14 protein-coding genes are annotated in these 16,957 nt (G+C 73.1%); 12 read left to right on the plus strand and 2 right to left on the minus strand.

The features are described from left to right. The first annotated feature begins 124 nt into the window (after nt 1-124). From QQZ14_RS22205 to QQZ14_RS22255, 11 genes are all read left to right on the plus strand, one after another. On the plus strand, nt 125-3,142 hold the full coding sequence (locus QQZ14_RS22205; protein ID WP_284536607.1) for an Rne/Rng family ribonuclease: 3,018 nt from the start codon (nt 125-127) through the stop codon (nt 3,140-3,142). 143 nt (nt 3,143-3,285) lie between these two features. Beyond that, nucleotides 3,286-3,594: a 50S ribosomal protein L21 gene (rplU, locus tag QQZ14_RS22210; RefSeq protein ID WP_284536804.1), complete on the plus strand. Its 309-nt coding sequence runs from the start codon at nt 3,286-3,288 to the stop codon at nt 3,592-3,594. Nucleotides 3,595-3,646: 52 nt separating this feature from the next. After that, entirely contained in the window at nt 3,647-3,901 is a 255-nt protein-coding gene (gene rpmA, locus QQZ14_RS22215; protein WP_125039258.1) for a 50S ribosomal protein L27, read from the plus strand. A gap of 90 nt (nt 3,902-3,991) precedes the next feature. Further along, nucleotides 3,992-5,530, plus strand: a complete 1,539-nt coding sequence (gene obgE, locus QQZ14_RS22220) for a GTPase ObgE (protein ID WP_284536608.1) — start codon at nt 3,992-3,994, stop codon at nt 5,528-5,530. Nucleotides 5,531-5,542: 12 nt separating this feature from the next. Further along, on the plus strand, nt 5,543-6,667 hold the full coding sequence (gene proB, locus QQZ14_RS22225) for a glutamate 5-kinase (RefSeq protein WP_284536609.1): 1,125 nt from the start codon (nt 5,543-5,545) through the stop codon (nt 6,665-6,667). Between the two features lie 9 nt (nt 6,668-6,676). Then, on the plus strand, nt 6,677-7,645 hold the full coding sequence (locus QQZ14_RS22230) for an endonuclease/exonuclease/phosphatase family protein (RefSeq protein WP_284536610.1): 969 nt from the start codon (nt 6,677-6,679) through the stop codon (nt 7,643-7,645). 109 nt (nt 7,646-7,754) lie between these two features. Further along, nucleotides 7,755-8,354 (plus strand): DUF6801 domain-containing protein, encoded by a 600-nt coding sequence (locus tag QQZ14_RS22235; RefSeq protein ID WP_284536611.1) that lies wholly within the window; start codon nt 7,755-7,757, stop codon nt 8,352-8,354. 70 nt (nt 8,355-8,424) lie between these two features. Then, entirely contained in the window at nt 8,425-9,612 is a 1,188-nt protein-coding gene (locus QQZ14_RS22240) for a cysteine desulfurase family protein (protein ID WP_284536612.1), read from the plus strand. 1 nt (nt 9,613) lies between these two features. Then, a complete protein-coding gene (mnmA, locus tag QQZ14_RS22245; RefSeq protein WP_284536613.1) occupies nt 9,614-10,708 on the plus strand; it encodes a tRNA 2-thiouridine(34) synthase MnmA in 1,095 nt (364 codons plus the stop codon). After that, nucleotides 10,705-11,715, plus strand: coding sequence for a methionine synthase (locus QQZ14_RS22250; RefSeq protein WP_284536614.1), 1,011 nt, complete (start codon nt 10,705-10,707; stop codon nt 11,713-11,715). The genes mnmA and QQZ14_RS22250 overlap by 4 nt, the downstream gene beginning before the upstream one ends. Before the next feature lie 123 nt (nt 11,716-11,838). Continuing rightward, nucleotides 11,839-12,375 (plus strand): type 1 glutamine amidotransferase domain-containing protein, encoded by a 537-nt coding sequence (locus QQZ14_RS22255; RefSeq protein WP_284536615.1) that lies wholly within the window; start codon nt 11,839-11,841, stop codon nt 12,373-12,375. Nucleotides 12,376-12,456: 81 nt separating this feature from the next. Here the strand turns inward: QQZ14_RS22255 and QQZ14_RS22260 are convergent, their stop codons facing one another. Beyond that, nucleotides 12,457-14,049, minus strand: a complete 1,593-nt coding sequence (locus QQZ14_RS22260; protein WP_284536616.1) for an MFS transporter — start codon at nt 14,047-14,049, stop codon at nt 12,457-12,459. After that, entirely contained in the window at nt 14,049-14,696 is a 648-nt protein-coding gene (locus QQZ14_RS22265) for a TetR/AcrR family transcriptional regulator (RefSeq protein ID WP_284536617.1), read from the minus strand. The genes QQZ14_RS22260 and QQZ14_RS22265 overlap by 1 nt, the downstream gene beginning before the upstream one ends. Nucleotides 14,697-14,881: 185 nt before the next feature. Here QQZ14_RS22265 and ligA point away from each other — a divergent pair, with 185 nt between their 5' ends. Continuing rightward, nucleotides 14,882-16,954 (plus strand): NAD-dependent DNA ligase LigA, encoded by a 2,073-nt coding sequence (gene ligA, locus QQZ14_RS22270; protein WP_284536618.1) that lies wholly within the window; start codon nt 14,882-14,884, stop codon nt 16,952-16,954. Nucleotides 16,955-16,957: the final 3 nt, after the last annotated feature.

Genomic DNA, 16,957 nt, shown 5'->3' on the forward strand with positions numbered 1-16,957 from the left:
ACAAGTGACGCACCGCGGAGGGTGTCGCCGCCACACGAAGGCTTTGCGTCGCCGGCTCTGAACACTCGGGTGGGCGACGTCGGACTCGCCCGGCGCGGAGCGCACGGGCCTAGGAGCACACACGATGCCCGACGACCTCCAGCCCGGAGCAGAATCACCGGCCACCACGCCCGACACCACGTCGGAGCCGTCGGAGGCCACGGCCGGCCGGCCGGCGAAGAAGGCGGCCGCCAAGAAGACCGCCGCGCGCAAGACCGCGGCGAAGAAGACCGCGAAGAAGGCCGCCGCGCCGGCGGACGCCTCCGACACGCCCGCGTCCCCCGTCGACGTCCCGCTGCCCGAGCCGGTCGCCGACGCGCCCGGTGTGACGGCCGGTGAGACGGCGGGTGACGCGCCGGTCAAGAAGGCCGCCGCGCGCAAGAGCACCGCCAAGAAGGCGCCCGCCAAGAAGGCCACCACCAAGAAGACGCCCGCCAAGAAGGCCGCGACCGAGGCCGCGCCGCTCGAGGAGTCCGCGACGCCGCCGCACGGCGACCCGCTGACCGAGACGACCGAGACCAGCGACGCGCCGGCGGCGCCGGCGGTGCTGTTCCAGGCGCCCGAGCCGACCAAGGCCGCGAAGAAGGCCACCACCAGGAAGGCCGCCGCGAAGAAGACCGGCGCCAAGAAGACCGCAGCCAAGAAGGTCGGCGGGCGCGAGTCCGCCGAGGAGGTCGAGGACGCCGAGGAGACCGCGCTCGCCGCGGAGCCCCCGGTCGAGGCCCAGCAGCCCGACGGCGAGGACACCGGCGACGCCGGTGACACCGAGGCCGAGGGCGGTGACGGCACTGCCCGTCGGCGTCGCCGCCGCGGTGGCCGCCGCCGACGCAAGCCCGGCGACGGCGAGTCCGGGCAGAACGGCGCCTCCGACTCCGCTGCCCAGGACGACGACACCGACCAGGGCGACACCGAGCGCGCCGAGGCCGCCGGCGGCGAGGACTCCGCCGGTGACCAGGCTGACCAGGGCGAGCAGGGCGGCGAGGGCACCTCGCGTCGCCGGCGCCGCCGGCGCCGGTCGGGCGAGGACGGCGGTTCGTCGTCCGAGGACTCCGAGGGCACCGTCACCCGGGTCCGCAACCGCCGCTCGGCCGAGGACGAGATCACCGCGGTGTCCGGCTCCACCCGCCTGGAGGCCAAGAAGCAGCGCCGCCGGGAGGGCCGCGAGGCCGGCCGCCGGCGGGCCCCGATCGTCAGCGAGGCCGAGTTCCTGGCGCGCCGCGAGTCGGTCGACCGGGTCATGGTGATCCGCCAGCGTGAGGACCTGATCCAGATCGGCGTGCTCGAGGACCGGGTGCTCGTCGAGCACTACGTGGCCCGCGAGTCGCAGACCTCCCTGATCGGCAACGTCTACCTCGGCCGGGTGCAGAACGTGCTGCCCTCGATGGAGGCGGCGTTCATCGACATCGGCAAGGGCCGCAACGCGGTGCTGTACGCCGGCGAGGTCAACTGGTCGGCGCTCGGCCACAAGGACGGGCAGCCCCGCAAGATCGAGTCGGTGCTCAGCTCCGGCCAGTCGGTGCTCGTGCAGGTCACCAAGGACCCGATCGGCCATAAGGGCGCCCGGCTCACCAGCCAGATCTCCCTGGCCGGCCGGTTCCTCGTCTACGTGCCCGACGGCACGACGAGCGGGATCTCCCGCAAGCTCCCGGACACCGAGCGCAACCGCCTCAAGACGCTGCTCAAGGAGATCGTCCCGGACACCGCCGGCGTGATCGTCCGCACCGCGGCCGAGGGTGCCAGCGAGGACGAGCTGACCCGCGACGTCGAGCGGCTCAAGGCCCGCTGGGAGGACATCGAGAGCAAGGCCAAGGGCAGCGCCCCGCAGCTGCTCTACGGCGAGCCCGACCTGACCCTCAAGGTCGTCCGCGACCTGTTCACCGAGGACTTCTCCAAGCTGGTCATCCAGGGCCAGGACGCCTGGGACACCGTGCAGGGCTACGTGCAGCACGTCGCTCCCGACCTCGAGAAGCGGCTCGAGCGCTACGAGCCCGGAGCCGACGGCGCCGGTGGCAAGGCGGACGTGTTCGCGGAGTACCGCATCGAGGAGCAGATCTCCAAGGGCCTGGACCGCAAGGTCTGGCTGCCCTCGGGCGGCTCCCTGGTCATCGACCGCACCGAGGCGATGACGGTCGTCGACGTCAACACCGGCAAGTTCACCGGGTCGGGCGGCAACCTCGAGGAGACCGTCACCAAGAACAACCTCGAGGCCGCGGAGGAGATCGTCCGCCAGCTCCGGCTGCGCGACATCGGCGGCATCATCGTCGTCGACTTCATCGACATGGTCCTGGAGTCCAACCGTGACCTGGTGCTGCGTCGCCTGGTCGAGTGCCTGGGGCGTGACCGGACCCGCCACCAGGTGGCCGAGGTGACCTCGCTCGGGCTGGTGCAGATGACCCGCAAGCGGATCGGCACCGGTCTGCTCGAGGCGTTCAGCGAGAACTGCGAGCACTGCCAGGGCCGCGGTGTCATCATCCGCGAGGCTCCGGTCGAGCCCAAGCGCGGCGAGGACGACGCTCGTCGTGGTGGTGGCGGCGGCGCGAGCGGCGGCGGACGCCGCAGTCGCGGTGGCCGGGGTCGCGGCGCCGACCAGGACGTCAGCGCCACGCCTCCGAGGCCGCCCACGCCGCCGACGCCCAAGGACATCGCCGCGATGGCGCGCCCGGACGGCGCCGGCGACACCGAGCCTGCGGCCGAGGCCGACGCCGGTCCCGCCTCCGCCGTCGAGACGGCCGCCGAGGCTCCCACCGAGCAGACGCCGCCCCTCGCGGCCGACGAGACGCCCGAGCGCCCGGACGCCGAGCCCGTCGTTGAGCCCGTCGCTGAGCCCGTCGTCGAGCCCGTCGTCGAGTCCGTGCCCGAGCCGCCCAGGGTCGTCACCCGGACCCGTCGCCGTGCGGCGAGCCGGCCGGCCGGCCCGCCCGTGGCCGACGCGGCGGCCGAGGTCAGCCCCGTTGCCGACGTGGCGCCCCCGGGCGCCATCGGCAGCGTGGGCGTGCCGCCGATCACGGGCGCCGTGGAACCCGGCACCGCCGACGCCGAGCCCGGAGAGGGCTCGGTGATCGAGCACGTGCCGGTCAAGAAGAAGGGTTCGCGCAAGCGCTGAGCTGCCTCGCGTTTTGCCGTGAGGGTGCCCGGTCCGTAGTATTGATCCTCGGTGCGTCCAGGCGTGCCTTTCTCTGTGCGGCGCCCGAGTGTGTGCGCCCCAGGCCCCGACGTAACGCAACAGACATGACGAAGGAGACCGCGGTGTACGCGATCGTGCGCGCAGGCGCCAAGCAGCAGAAGGTTGCCGTCGGCGACGTCATCGAGATCGACAAGGTCGCCACGGCGGCCGGCGACTCCGTGAAGCTTCCCGTGGTCCTCGTCGTCGACGGTGAGACCATCACCTCGGACGCGAAGGCGCTGGACAAGGCGTCGGTGACGGTCGAGGTCCTCGGTGCGACCAAGGGCCCCAAGATCATCATCCAGAAGTACAAGAACAAGACCGGCTACAAGAAGCGCCAGGGTCACCGCCAGAAGTACACCCAGGTCAAGGTCACCGACATCTCCCTCTGAGCTCACGCTCCGAGACAGCTCCGAGACAGCTCCGAGACAGCAAGGACACGAAATGGCACACAAGAAGGGCGCCGCGTCCACCAAGAACGGCCGCGACTCCAACTCCCAGCGCCTCGGCGTCAAGCGCTACGGCGGCCAGGCCGTCAACGCCGGCGAGATCATCGTGCGTCAGCGCGGCACCCACTTCCACCCGGGCAGCGGCGTCGGCCGCGGCGGCGACGACACGCTGTTCGCGCTGATCGCCGGTGCGGTGCAGTTCGGCACCCGTCGGGGCCGTCGTGTCGTGAACATCGTCCCGGGCGAGTGACCTGACGCTCGCACCCCGCACCACCTCGAAGGGCGTCCCGGTCTCGGGACGCCCTTCGCGTTTCATCGTGACATTCTGAGAGAAGGCACCATGGCAGTCCCGACCTTCGTCGACCGCGTGACGTTGCACGTCAGCGCGGGACGGGGCGGCCACGGCGTCGCCTCCGTGCACCGCGAGAAGTTCAAGCCGCTCGGCGGCCCCGACGGCGGCAACGGCGGGCCCGGGGGCTCGGTGATCCTGCGCGTCGACACCGACGTGACCACGCTGCTCGACTACCACCACAGCCCCAAGCGGCGCGCCGAGAACGGCGGCCACGGCGCGGGTGCGCACCGCAACGGCGCCCACGGCTCCGACCTGGTGCTGCCGGTCCCGGACGGCACGGTCGTCACCGACCGCCGGGGCAACGTGCTGGCCGACCTGGTCGGGCCCGGCACCGAGCTGGTCGTCGCCCAGGGCGGGCGCGGCGGGCTCGGCAACGCCGCGCTGGCCTCGGCCAAGCGCAAGGCGCCTGGCTTCGCGCTGCTGGGCGAGCCCGGTGAGGAGCTCGAGATCGTCCTCGAGCTCAAGGTGGTCGCCGACATCGGCCTGGTCGGCTTCCCCAGTGCCGGCAAGTCCAGCCTGATCGCCGCGATGTCGCGTGCGCGCCCCAAGATCGCCGACTACCCCTTCACGACGCTGGTGCCCAACCTCGGGGTGGTCACCGCCGGCGACACGACGTTCACGGTCGCCGACGTCCCCGGGCTCATCGAGGGAGCCAGCGAGGGCCGCGGCCTGGGCCATGACTTCCTGCGCCACATCGAGCGGTGCGCCGCGATCGTGCACGTGGTCGACACCGCGAGCATCGAGCCGGGCCGCAACCCCGTCGACGACCTCGACGTGATCGAGAACGAGCTGGCCCGGTACGGCGGGCTCGAGGACCGGCCGCGCCTGGTGGCGCTGAACAAGGTCGACGTCCCCGACGGCCGCGACATCGCGGGCTTCGTGGTCGACGAGCTGCGCGAGCGCGGCCTCCAGGTCTTCCCGGTCTCCGCGGCGTCGGGGGAGGGGCTGCGCGAGCTCACCTTCGCGATGGCGGCAGTGGTCCAGGCCGCCCGTGATGCGAAGCCCGTGCTCGAGGCCACGCGCATCGTGCTGCGCCCACCGTCCGCCGACGGCAGCGACTCCTTCACCGTGACCTCGACCCCAGACGGCTGGCGGGTGCTCGGCGATCGGCCCGAACGCTGGGTGCGGCAGACCGACTTCAGCAACGACGAGGCCGTCGGCTACCTCGCCGACCGTCTCAACCGGCTCGGCGTCGAGAAGCGCCTGGTGGAGCTCGGCGCCGAGGAGGGCGATGCCGTGCTCATCGGCGACCCGGACAACGCGGTCGTGTTCGACTTCAAGCCCGGCATCGACGCAGCGGCCGAGATCCTCAGCCGCCGTGGCGAGGACCAGCGGTTCGAGGAGTCGCGGCCCGCCGCCCGCCGCCGGCGCACGATCGACGAGCTGATGCCCGAGCGCGGTAAGGGCGAGACGCGCGCCGACGTGGCCCGCCGCCTCGACAAGCCGGAGACCTATGGACCGCAGTCCTACGAGATCGGCGGCAAGGACGACCCCGACTGGGCCGAGAACGCCCCCGCGGACGAGTAGGGACGGGGAGTCGTGAGCGTGCGCCGCGAGGTGACGGAGGCCAAGCGGGTCGTCGTCAAGATCGGGTCCTCCTCGCTCACCACGGCTGCGGGCGGCATCGACCCGGGCCGGGTGCGTGAGCTCGTCGACGTGCTCGCGAAGCTGCGCGCCCGCGGCGCCGAGGTCGTGCTGGTGTCCTCCGGTGCGATCGCGGCCGGGCTGGCCCCGCTCGGCCTGCGTCGGCGACCCAAGTCGCTGCCCGCCCAGCAGGCCGCGGCCTCGGTGGGTCAGGGCCTGCTCGTGCACCGCTACACCGAGGAGCTCGCCCAGCACGGCGTGATCGCGGGACAGGTGCTGCTCACGGTCGACGACGTCACCCGCCGCTCGCACTACCGCAACGCCTATCAGACCTTCGCCAAGCTCCTCGAGCTGGGCGTGCTGCCGATCGTCAACGAGAACGACACGGTGGCGACCAGCGAGATCCGCTTCGGCGACAACGACCGGCTCGCCGCCCTGGTCGCGCACCTGGTCCACGCCGACCTGCTGGTGCTGCTCTCGGACGTCGACGGGCTGTACGACGCGGACCCGGCCGCGCCCGGCAGCTCGCTGGTGCCGGACGTCGTCTCGGTCGACGATCTCGGCGACGTACGCATCGGCAAGGCCGGCGCCGCCGGTCTTGGCACCGGTGGCATGCAGACCAAGCTCGACGCCGCCCGGATCGCCACCGGTGCGGGGATCCCCGTCGTGCTGACCTCCGCCGAGCGCGCCGCCGCGGCCCTCGCCGGCGACCCCGTGGGCACGCTGTTCCACACCACCGGCCGGCGCCGCCCGACGCGGCTGCTCTGGCTCGCGCACGCCACGGAGCCGAAGGGCACGATCGTGCTCGACCCCGGGGCGGTGCGGGCGGTCGTCGAGCGGCGCGCCTCGCTGCTCGCCGCGGGCATCACCGGGGTCACCGGCACCTTCGTCGCCGGCGACCCCGTCGACCTCACCGGCCCCGACGGGGTGCCCGTCGCCCGGGGCCTGGTGAACTTCGACGCCGAGGAGATCCCGCACCTCCTCGGCCGCTCGTCGCACGACCTCAAGCGCGAGCTCGGGGCGGGCTACGAGCGCGAGGTCGTCCACCGTGACGACCTGGTGCTGATACCTGCCCGGTAGTTTCGCCCCGTGCGTGCGCGGGTGGTGGTGTTCTGGCTGGCGCTCGCCGTGCTGCTCGTCCCGGCCGTGCTCGTGACGACGGCCCGGCTCGTCGAGCCCGGGACCGGGTTCTGGATCCAGCTCGAGGCCTTCACGCCGCTCTGCCTCGTCCTGTACGCCGCGGCGCTGCTGGTCGCGTCCGCCAGGCTGGTCGTGCGGAGGCGCCGGCGCTCGGCGACCACCGCCGTGGCCGTGCTGGCGGCGCTGGGCCTGGGCGTGCACTGTTGGTGGTTCGCCCCGATGGTGTCCGGCGCGAACCCGCCGCCCGCGGAGGGCGCCGAGACGCTCACGGTGATGACCGCCAACATCGCGCAGGGCGACGGCGACCCGTTCGAGCTGGTGCGGGTGGCCAGCCGGGAGCGGGTCGACCTGCTGGTGGTCGAGGAGATCACCGCCGCGGAGCTGGCCGACATGGAGCGCGCCGGGCTCGACGACCTGCTGCCGCACCGCGTCGGCGAGCCGCGCAGCGGCAGCAGCGCGACGATGGTGTTCGCCCGCGCCGAGCTCGCGGCGGCCGAGCCCACCGACACCTGGCTCGACGGCTGGGTGGTGACGATGGGTGACCTCGTGGTGGTCGCGACCCACCCGCAGGCCCCCACCGAGCCGGACCTGTGGCGGTCCGACCACGCGGCGCTGCTGGACGTCGTCCGCGATCGCCACCCCGACCTGGTCCTCGGCGACCTCAACGCGACCGTGGACCACGCTCCGCTGCGGGCGCTCGCCGACGCGGGCCTGCGGGACGCCGCCGAGGTCGCCAACGCGGGCTGGCAGCCGACCTGGCCCGCCGGTCGCCGGTGGGGGATGCTGCCGCCGGTGCCGCCGCTGGCCGGGATCGACCACGTGCTCGTGGGTCCGCGGCTGGCCGTCGTCTCGGTGCGGACCGTCGGCCTCCCGGGCAGCGACCACCGCGGGGTGGTGGCCGAGGTCGCCCGGAAGTGAGTTGCGCAAACCGGGTTGCAACTGGGGGTTGCAACCCGGTTTGCCGGACCACTATCGTCCGGAACACGTCCGCGCCCGGGAGGGGCGCGGCTCTCGGGAGGAGACCCACATGTCCATCCGCATGCCCGCACGACCCGCTGCACGACTCGCCGCCCTGGGCGCCTCCGCCGCCCTGACGGGCGGCACGTTCCTGGTGGCGGCCCCGGCCGCCGAGGCCGTGCCGGTCTCGCTGAAGAGCAGCTACACCTGCGCCACCGCCCTCGGCGACCAGACGATGGCGGTGACCATCAAGATCGACCTGCCGGCCAAGGTGAAGCGCGGCAAGCCCGTCGCGAGCCGCCCGGTCAAGATGACGGTCGTGATCCCGGAGACCCTGGTGACCCCGATGCGCGACGTGCTCGGCATCACCGCGCTGTCCGGCTCGGCGAGCGACATCCGCTACAGCGTCGGGGCGAAGAAGGTCCCGCTCGCGAACGTGAAGATCCCGCAGACCGACGTGCCCGACAGTGGCGCGATGACGCTGCGCGCCAGCGGGACCGCCAAGGGGTTCAGGCTGACCAAGCCCGGCAGGTACGTCGTGAAGATCCCCACGTCGTTCACCTTCAACGCCGCCAACCAGGACGGCCAGCCGGTCCCCAGCTCGCCGTTCCCGTGCACCGTCGCGGACGGCGCGCCCACGAAGCTCGGTGTCATCAAGGTCACCCGGTAGCGACCTCGCTCGGCCACCGGCCGAGCGGGTTGGGCTGGTCGTCGTGCCGCGCCGTACGCTGGGCGGTGCGATGACCAGCCCGACCGTCTACCTCGACCACGCCGCGACCACCCCCATGGTGCCCGCGGCCGTCGAGGCGATGACCGCCCACCTGCTCCAGGTCGGCAACCCCAGCTCGCTGCACGCCTCCGGCCGGCACGCCCGCCGCGTCGTCGAGGAGTCGCGGGAGACCATCGCGCAGGCGCTGAACTGCCGGCCGGGGGAGATCGTGTTCACCTCCGGCGGCACCGAGGCCGACAACCTCGCGGTCAAGGGCATGTTCTGGTCGCGCCGGGCGGAGGACCCCCGGCGCACCCGCGTGCTGACGACCGCCGTCGAGCACCACGCCGTGCTGGACCCGGTCCGCTGGCTCGGCGAGTCGGAGGGCGCCGACGTCGAGCTGCTCCCCGTCGACGATCGCGCCCGGCTCGACGTCGAGGCGCTCCGCGCCGCCGTCGAGCGCGACCCGGCAGGCGTCGCGCTGATCTCGGTGATGTGGGCCAACAACGAGGTCGGGACGCTGCAGCCGATCGACGAGGTGGTGGCGCTCGCGGCCGAGCACGGCATCCCCGTGCACACCGACGCCGTCCAGGCCGTCGGGCACGTGCCGGTCGACTTCGCGACCTCCGGCGTCGACGCGCTGACGCTCACCGGCCACAAGCTCGGCGGGCCGTACGGCGTGGGCGCGCTCGTCGTCGGCCGTGAGATCTCGGTGCGGCCGCTGGTGCACGGCGGCGGCCAGGAGCGCGACATCCGCAGCGGCACCCTCGACACCCCTGCGATCGCCGGGTTCGCCGCGGCCGTGGAGCTGGCCGTCAAGCAGCAGGCCGAGCACGCGGCCCGCGTCGGCGCGCTGCGCGACGACCTGGTCCGTCGCGTCATCGACGCCGTCCCCGACGCGCACCTGCACGGCGCTCAGCTGGACTCCGGGCAGGCGCGCCGGCTCCCCGGCAACGCCCACCTCGGCTTCCCCGGCTGCGAGGGCGACTCGCTGCTGATGCTGCTCGACGCGCGCGGCATCGAGTGCTCCACCGGCTCGGCCTGCTCCGCCGGCGTGCCGCAGCCCTCCCACGTGCTGCTGGCGATGGGCTGCACCGCCGAGGCCGCGCGCCACTCGCTGCGCTTCTCGCTCGGCCACACCACCACCCAGGCCGAGGTCGACGCCGTGGTCGAGGCGATCGGGCCGGTCGTCGAGCGGGCCCGCGCGGCGAGGCGCTGACGTGCGGGTGATCGCCGCCATGTCGGGCGGCGTCGACTCCGCCGTCGCGGCCGCACGCGCCGTCGAGGCGGGCCACCACGTCACCGGCATCCACCTCGCGCTGTCGCGCAACCCGGCGTCGTACCGCTCCGGCGCCCGCGGCTGCTGCACGATCGAGGACAGCAACGACGCCCGGCGCGCGGCCGACGTGATCGGCATCCCGTTCTACGTCTGGGACCTCAGCGAGCGCTTCCACGAGGACGTCGTCGAGGACTTCATGGACGAGTACGCCGCCGGCCGCACGCCCAACCCGTGCCTGCGGTGCAACGAGAAGATCAAGTTCGCCGCCGTCCTCGACCGAGCGCTCGGGCTCGGCTTCGACGCCGTCGCGACCGGCCACTACGCCCGGCTGCACACCGGACCGGACGGCCTCGTCGAGATGCACCGCGCGGTCGACCACGGCAAGGACCAGTCCTACGTGCTCGGTGTGCTCGACCAGCAGCAGCTGCGGCACTCGCTGTTCCCCCTGGGCGACTCGACCAAGGCCGACGTGCGCCGCGAGGCCGCCGAGCGCGGCCTGCTGGTCGCCGACAAGCCGGACAGCCACGACATCTGCTTCGTCGCCGACGGCGACAACGCCGGCTGGCTGCGCGAGAAGCTCGGCGACCGCGCGCCCAACCACGGCGGCGCGATCGTCGACGAGTCCGGCGAGGTGGTCGGCGAGCACACCGGCACCTACGGCTTCACGATCGGCCAGCGCAAGGGCCTGCGGCTCGGACGCCCGGCCGCGGACGGCAAGCCGCGCTTCGTTCTCGACATCGAGCCGGTCTCGGGCACGGTCACCGTCGGCCCGCGCGAGCGGCTCGCGGTCCACCGGCTGCGCGGCATCCGCCCGCGCTGGTGCGGCACCGTCCCCGGGCGGCTCGAGGGCACGGTGCAGCTGCGCGCCCACGGCGAGGAGCTGCCGGCCCGGGTCGACGTGGGGGAGGACGGGGTCGAGATCGAGCTGCTCGAGCCGGCGTACGGCATCGCCCCCGGCCAGGCGGCTGTCGTCTACGACGGCACCCGCGTGGTCGGCTCGGCCACCATCGCCGCGGCCGAGCGGGTTCCGGCGTGACCTCCGCGAGCGGCGTCGGATCCTGGCCCGGCGACGACCAGACGGCGTACGACGAGGCCGTGCGCGCCGTGCTCGGCGAGCTGGCGACCGACCACGGCCTGCCGCACCTGCCCGAGGTCCCCGGCCGCGGCGCGGCCGCGTCGATGACCGGGCGCGCGCTCGCGGTCGTGGCCGAGCTGGGCGTCGACCTCCAGCCCGCCGGCTGGCGGCTCACCGGCACCCAGGGCACGTCGGGTGTCGACCACCGCCGGGCCCGCAGCCTGCTCGCGCAGGACCTGGACTCGCTCGAGGAGCAGGCGCAGGACTGGACCGGCGCGTTCAAGATCCAGGTGGCCGGGCCCTGGACCCTGGCCGCCACCGTCGAACGGCCGCGCGGCGACAAGGTGCTGGCCGACCACGGCGCCCGCCGCGAGCTGGCCCAGGCCCTCGCCGAAGGGCTGGGCGACCACGTGCGCGACGTGCGCCGCCGGCTGCCCGGCGTCGAGCGGCTCGTCGTCCAGGTCGACGAGCCGGCCCTCGCCGCAGTGCTGGACGCTCGGGTGCCGACCGCGTCCGGGTTCGGCCGGCACCGCACGATCCATCCGCCCGAGGCGTCCGAGGCGCTCGAGTGGGTGCTCGGCGCCATCACCGCGGCCCAGGCGGAGCCGTGGGTGCACACTTGCGCGGCCGGTACGCCGCTCCGGCTGCTGCGCGGCGCCGGAGCCCGGGGCCTCTCGGTCGACCTCGCCGTGGCGACGGCGGCCGACCACGACGTGCTGGCCGAGGCGCTCGAGGCGGGCGAGTCCGTCGCGCTCGGCGTCGTACCCACCCTCGACCCCGCCGAGCCGCCCTCGGACGCGAGCCTGACCGAGGGGGCGCTGCGCTGGCTCGACATGGTCGGGCTCGACCCGGCGGAGGTGGGCGAGCGGCTGGTGCTCACCCCGTCCTGCGGGCTGGCCGGTGCGTCGCCGGCCTGGGCGCGCCGGGCGCTGGCCCTGCTGCACACCACCGCCGCCAACCTCGGCTGACCGACGCGTCCCCTGCCGGGTCGGTCGGCGCGGACGCCTCACCCGCGGACCGATCGGGGACCGGTCATCTGCGGGCGACGCCGCCCGCGCATCGGGGCCGCTCCAGACGGGTACCAGGCCCGCATGAGCGACCTGACCGGCAAGACCGTGGCCATCATCGCGACCGACTTCTTCGAGGAGGCCGAGCTCGTGGAGCCGCGCGACGCCCTGCGCGACGCGGGAGCGACCGTGCGGATCTACTCCACCGGCACCGACCCGATCCAGGCCGTCGAGGGCGACACGACGCCGACCCGGAAGGTCGAGGTGGACGGCACCCTCGACGACCTCGACGTCGGTGCCGTCAGCGCCGTCGTGGTGCCGGGCGGCACCGTGAACGCCGACCGGATCCGCACCGAGCCGCGGGCGCAGGACATCGTGCGCCAGGCGGTCGAGCTCAAGATCCCCCTGGCCGTGATCTGCCACGGGCCCTGGCTGCTGGTCTCGGCTGGGCTGGCCCGTGGCCGCCGGCTGACCAGCTATCCCAGCCTCGCCGACGACGTCCGCAACGCGGGCGGCACCTGGACCGACGAGGAGGTCGTCGTCGACGGCGCCCTCATCACCAGCCGCAACCCCGGCGACCTCCCGGCGTTCGTCAAGGCGCTGGAGGACGCCCTGTCCTGAGCCGGCTCGGAACGCGACGATGCCCACTCCCGCGAGCGGGGGTGGGCATCGTCTCTGTGCCACCGAGTGGGAGGGGACGTGTCAGCCCACGTGCGCAGGGGCCTCGGGTCCGTCGGTGGCGAGCTCCTGGTGCTTGACGTTGAGGAAGACCCAGGTCACCAGCGAGGCGACGACCATCAGGCCGGCCCCGAGCAGGAACGCGTCGGTGGCGCCCTCGGTGAAGATCTGGGTGAACGCCACCTTCTGCGCCAGCCCGGCCTGGGTCGGGTCCAGCTCGGCGGCGGCCTGCGCCACCCTCGGCATCAGGGTCGCGCTGCGGTCGTCCATCGTCTGGGTGGCGATGGTGCCGAGCAGCGAGAGGCCGAGCGCGCCGCCCACCTGCTGCATGGTGTTGAGCACGCCGGAGCCGATGCCCGAGTCCTCCACCCGCAGGTGGTGCACCGCGGTCAGCGTGAGGGGCACGAACACCAGCCCCATGCCGAACGCCATCATCACGATGAACGGCAGCAGGTCGGTGGCGTAGTCGCCCTGGACGTCGCCCACCGGGAACGAGGTGTCGTAGGGCAGCCGGGAGAACCCGAACAGCGCGACCGCGGCGAGCAGGGTGCCGACGCCGGCCAGGTACCGCGGGTCGATGCGGTTGGCGAGGTTCGACGAGATCCCGGCCGCGGCGACCAGGCCGAACACGAAGGGCAGGAACGCGACACCGGCCTTGATCGGGCTGTAGCCCATCACGGTCTGGATGTACTGGCTGAGGTAGAAGAACATCGCGAACATCGCCGCCGGGGCGAAGAACATCGCCACGAAGCTGGCCGCCCGGGTCCGGTTGGTGAAGACCCGCACCGGCAGCAGCGGGTGCTCGACGCGGCGCTCGAGGCTCAGGAACAGGCCCACCAGCGCGACACCGGCCGCGAGGCTGGCGATCGTCCAGGCGTCGCCCCAGCCGTCGGTGCCGGCCCGGCTGATGCCGTAGACGAGACCGAGGACGCCGAGGGTGCCGGTGACGGCGCCGGGCAGGTCGAGCTCACCGGGGTGGGTCTCGGACTCGGCGAGGAACCGGGGCGCGAGCATCGCGGTCAGCACGCCGATCGGGGTGTTGATCAGCAGCGTGAGGCGCCAGCCCTCGACGTCCATGCCGAGGAACGTGTCCATGCCGGTCAGCCAGCCGCCGAGCAGCAGGCCGACGGCGGCGCCCACGCCGGACATCGCGGCGTACACCCCGAACGCCCGGTTGCGGGCCGGGCCGGCCGGGAACGTCGTCGCGATCAGCGCGAGCGCGGCGGGGGAGGCGAGCGCGGCGCCCAGGCCCTGGAGGCCACGGGCGGCGAGCAGCAGCGGCTCGTTGGTCGCCAGGCCGCCCAGCAGCGAGGCGATGCCGAAGATGATCAGGCCGAGCATGAAGACTCGGCGACGGCCGTAGAGGTCGCCGAGCCGGCCGCCCAGCAGCAGCAGGCTGCCGAAGGCCAGGGCGTAGCCGGTCACGATCCAACGGAGGTTGGCGTCGGAGATGCCCAGGTCGCCCTGGATGTAGGGCAGCGCGATGTTCACGATCGTGCCGTCGAGGACCACCATCAGCTGGGCGATCGAGATGAGCACGAGCGCCCAACCGAGGTGGAGGTTCTTGCCGGGTGGCGCGGTGGTCTCCGCGCTCGCGGTGCTGGTGACTTCGGTCATCAGTCTTCCTGTTCCTTGAGGGAGTCCTTGTGGGACGGGGAGGAGGTGGTCGTCTGGAGTGAGGCCGAGCCGCAACAGGTGGCGGCCGGGAGGATGATCTGGTCGATCACGCGGGTGATGAGGTCCTCGCTGGGCTGCTCGCCCATCACGAACACGCGGTGCAGCACGATGCCGGCCAGGGCCGGCTCGAGCAGCGAGAGGTCGACGTCGGGGCCGATCTCCCCGCGCTCTCGGGCGCGCTCCCAGACCTGCTGGGAGAGCGCGATCTTGGGGCCGACCACCTCGCGGCGGAAGGCCTCGGCGAAGTCGGCGTCGCGGGCGATCGCGGTGAGCACGCTCGCGAACGTGGCCACGGTCTGCTGGTCGACGAGACCACCCATCCCGCAGAAGATGCCCTGGAGATCACCGCGGAGGGTCCCGGTGTCGGGGAGCTCGGTGACCCCCTTGGAGTGGTGGAGTGCCTCGATCACCAGGCTGACCTTGTTGTTCCACCGGCGGTAGAGCGTCGCCTTGGAGGCCTTCGCCTTGGCGGCGACGGCGTCCATGGTGAGCCGGTCGTAGCCGACGTCGGCCAGCACCTCGAGCGTGGCGTCGAGGATCTCCTGCTCGCGGTCGCCCTCGATGCGGGGGCGCTCGATCGGGGTCATCGTGTCCTTCGGCTGTCGTTAACCTGCATGAAACGAAACGGTTTCGTTTCATCGAGAACAGCGTAGGCGCGCGGGCCATTCCGTCCCAACCGACTTTTCGTGAACTTCTTCCCGGCACGCCTGGAGCCGGTCTAGACCGGAGCGTGGCGGGCGGGTCTCGGCGACTGTCGGTCGGCCCCGGCACAATGGCTCCCGTGACCGACCCACGCGACGAGCACCGCCTGCTGGCCGAGGAGATCGAGGAGGCGCGCTGGCGCTACTTCGTGCTCGACAGCCCCACGCTCGACGACGCCGACTACGACCGCCGGATGCGACGCCTTCAGGAGCTCGAGGAGGAGTTCCCGGAGCTGCGCACTCCCGACTCGCCGACGCAGAAGGTCGGCGGTGCGGTCTCCACCGAGTTCACCCCGGTCGCCCACCTGCGGCGCATGGAGAGCCTCGACAACGCGTTCTCGCTCGAGGAGGTCGAGGCGTGGTACGCCCGGCTCGGCCGCGACGGCATCGAGGCGCCGGCGCTGCTGTGCGAGCTCAAGGTCGACGGGCTCGCGATCAACCTGCTCTACGAGCAGGGCCGGCTGGTGCGGGCGCTCACCCGCGGCGACGGCACCACCGGCGAGGACGTCACACCCAACGTCAAGACCATCGACGCGGTCCCGCACCGGCTCACCGGCACGGAGGAGTTCCCGGTGCCCGAGCTCCTCGAGGTGCGCGGCGAGGTCTTCTTGCCGGTGGCGGCGTTCGAGCGGCTCAACGAGTCGATGACCGAGGCCGGCAAGCCGGTGTTCGCCAACCCGCGCAACGCCGCCGCCGGCTCATTGCGCCAGAAGGACCCCCGGGTCACCGCCTCCCGCGACCTGGGCATGGTCTGCCACGGCATCGGCGAGCGGCGCGGCTTCGAGCCCGTCGCCCAGTCCCACGGCTACGAGGCGCTGGCCGCCTGGGGCCTGCCGACCAGCGACCAGGTGCGGGTGGTGCCCACCCTGCGGGAGGTCGAGGCCTACATCGACAACGCCGGCGAGCACCGCCACTCGATCGTCCCCTACGAGATCGACGGGGTCGTGATCAAGGTCGACGACGTGGCGCTCCAGCGCCGGCTCGGCTCGACCAGCCGCGCACCCCGCTGGGCGATCGCGTTCAAGTACCCGCCCGAGGAGGTCAACGCCAAGCTGCTGGAGATCCGGGTCAACGTCGGCCGCACCGGCCGCGTCACGCCGTACGCCGTCATGGAGCCGACCAAGGTCGCGGGCTCGACCGTCGAGAACGCCACGCTGCACAACTACTACGAGGTCGAGCGCAAGGACGTGCGCCCCGGCGACACCGTGATCCTGCGCAAGGCCGGCGACGTGATCCCCGAGGTCCTCGGGCCGGTGCTGCCGCTGCGCCCCGAGGGTCTGCCCGCCTGGGTGGGGCCTACCGAGTGCCCGGCCTGTGGCACCACGCTGGTCGAGCAGAAGGAGGGTGACAAGGACCGGCGCTGCCCCAACCACCAGTTCTGCCCCGCGCAGGTGCGCGAGCGGGTCTTCCACGTCGCCGGTCGCGGCGCGTTCGACATCGAGGGCCTCGGCTACGAGGCCGCCGTGGCGCTGCTCGACGCGGGGGTGATCGCCAACGAGGGCGACGTGTTCGACCTCGACGAGGCCAAGCTGCTGCGGGCCCCGCTGTTCACCCGCGCGCCGAAGAAGGGCGAGGAGGGTCCCCAGCTCAGCGCCAACGGCCAGCGCCTGCTCGACAACCTGGCCAAGGCCAGGCGGGTGCCGTTGTGGCGGGTGCTGGTGGCGCTGTCGATCCGCCACGTCGGCCCGACCGCGGCCCGGGCACTGGCCCAGGAGTTCGGCTCGATGGCCGCGATCCGCGGCGCCAGCGAGGGGGAGCTGGCAGCGGCCGAGGGTGTCGGGCCGACGATCGCCGAGGCGGTCATCGAGTGGTTCAAGGAGCCCTGGCATGTGCAGATCGTCGACACGTGGGAGCGCGCCGGCGTCACGATGGCCGACGAGCGGGACGAGTCCGTGCCGCGCACCCTCGAGGGGCTGACGGTCGTCGTCACCGGCTCGTTGGTCGACTTCAGCCGCGACTCCGCCAAGGAGGCGATCCTGGCGCGTGGCGGCAAGGCCGCCGGGTCGGTGTCGAAGAAGACCGACTACGTCGTGGTGGGCGACAACGCCGGCTCCAAGGCGGACAAGGCCGAGCAGCTCGGCGTGCCCGTCCTCGACGAGGACGGGTTCAAGGCGCTGCTGGAGGGTGGGCCCCAGGCGCTGTGAGGG

The sequence above is a fragment of the Nocardioides sp. T2.26MG-1 genome, assembly GCF_950101795.1.
Taxonomy (GTDB): domain Bacteria; phylum Actinomycetota; class Actinomycetes; order Propionibacteriales; family Nocardioidaceae; genus Nocardioides.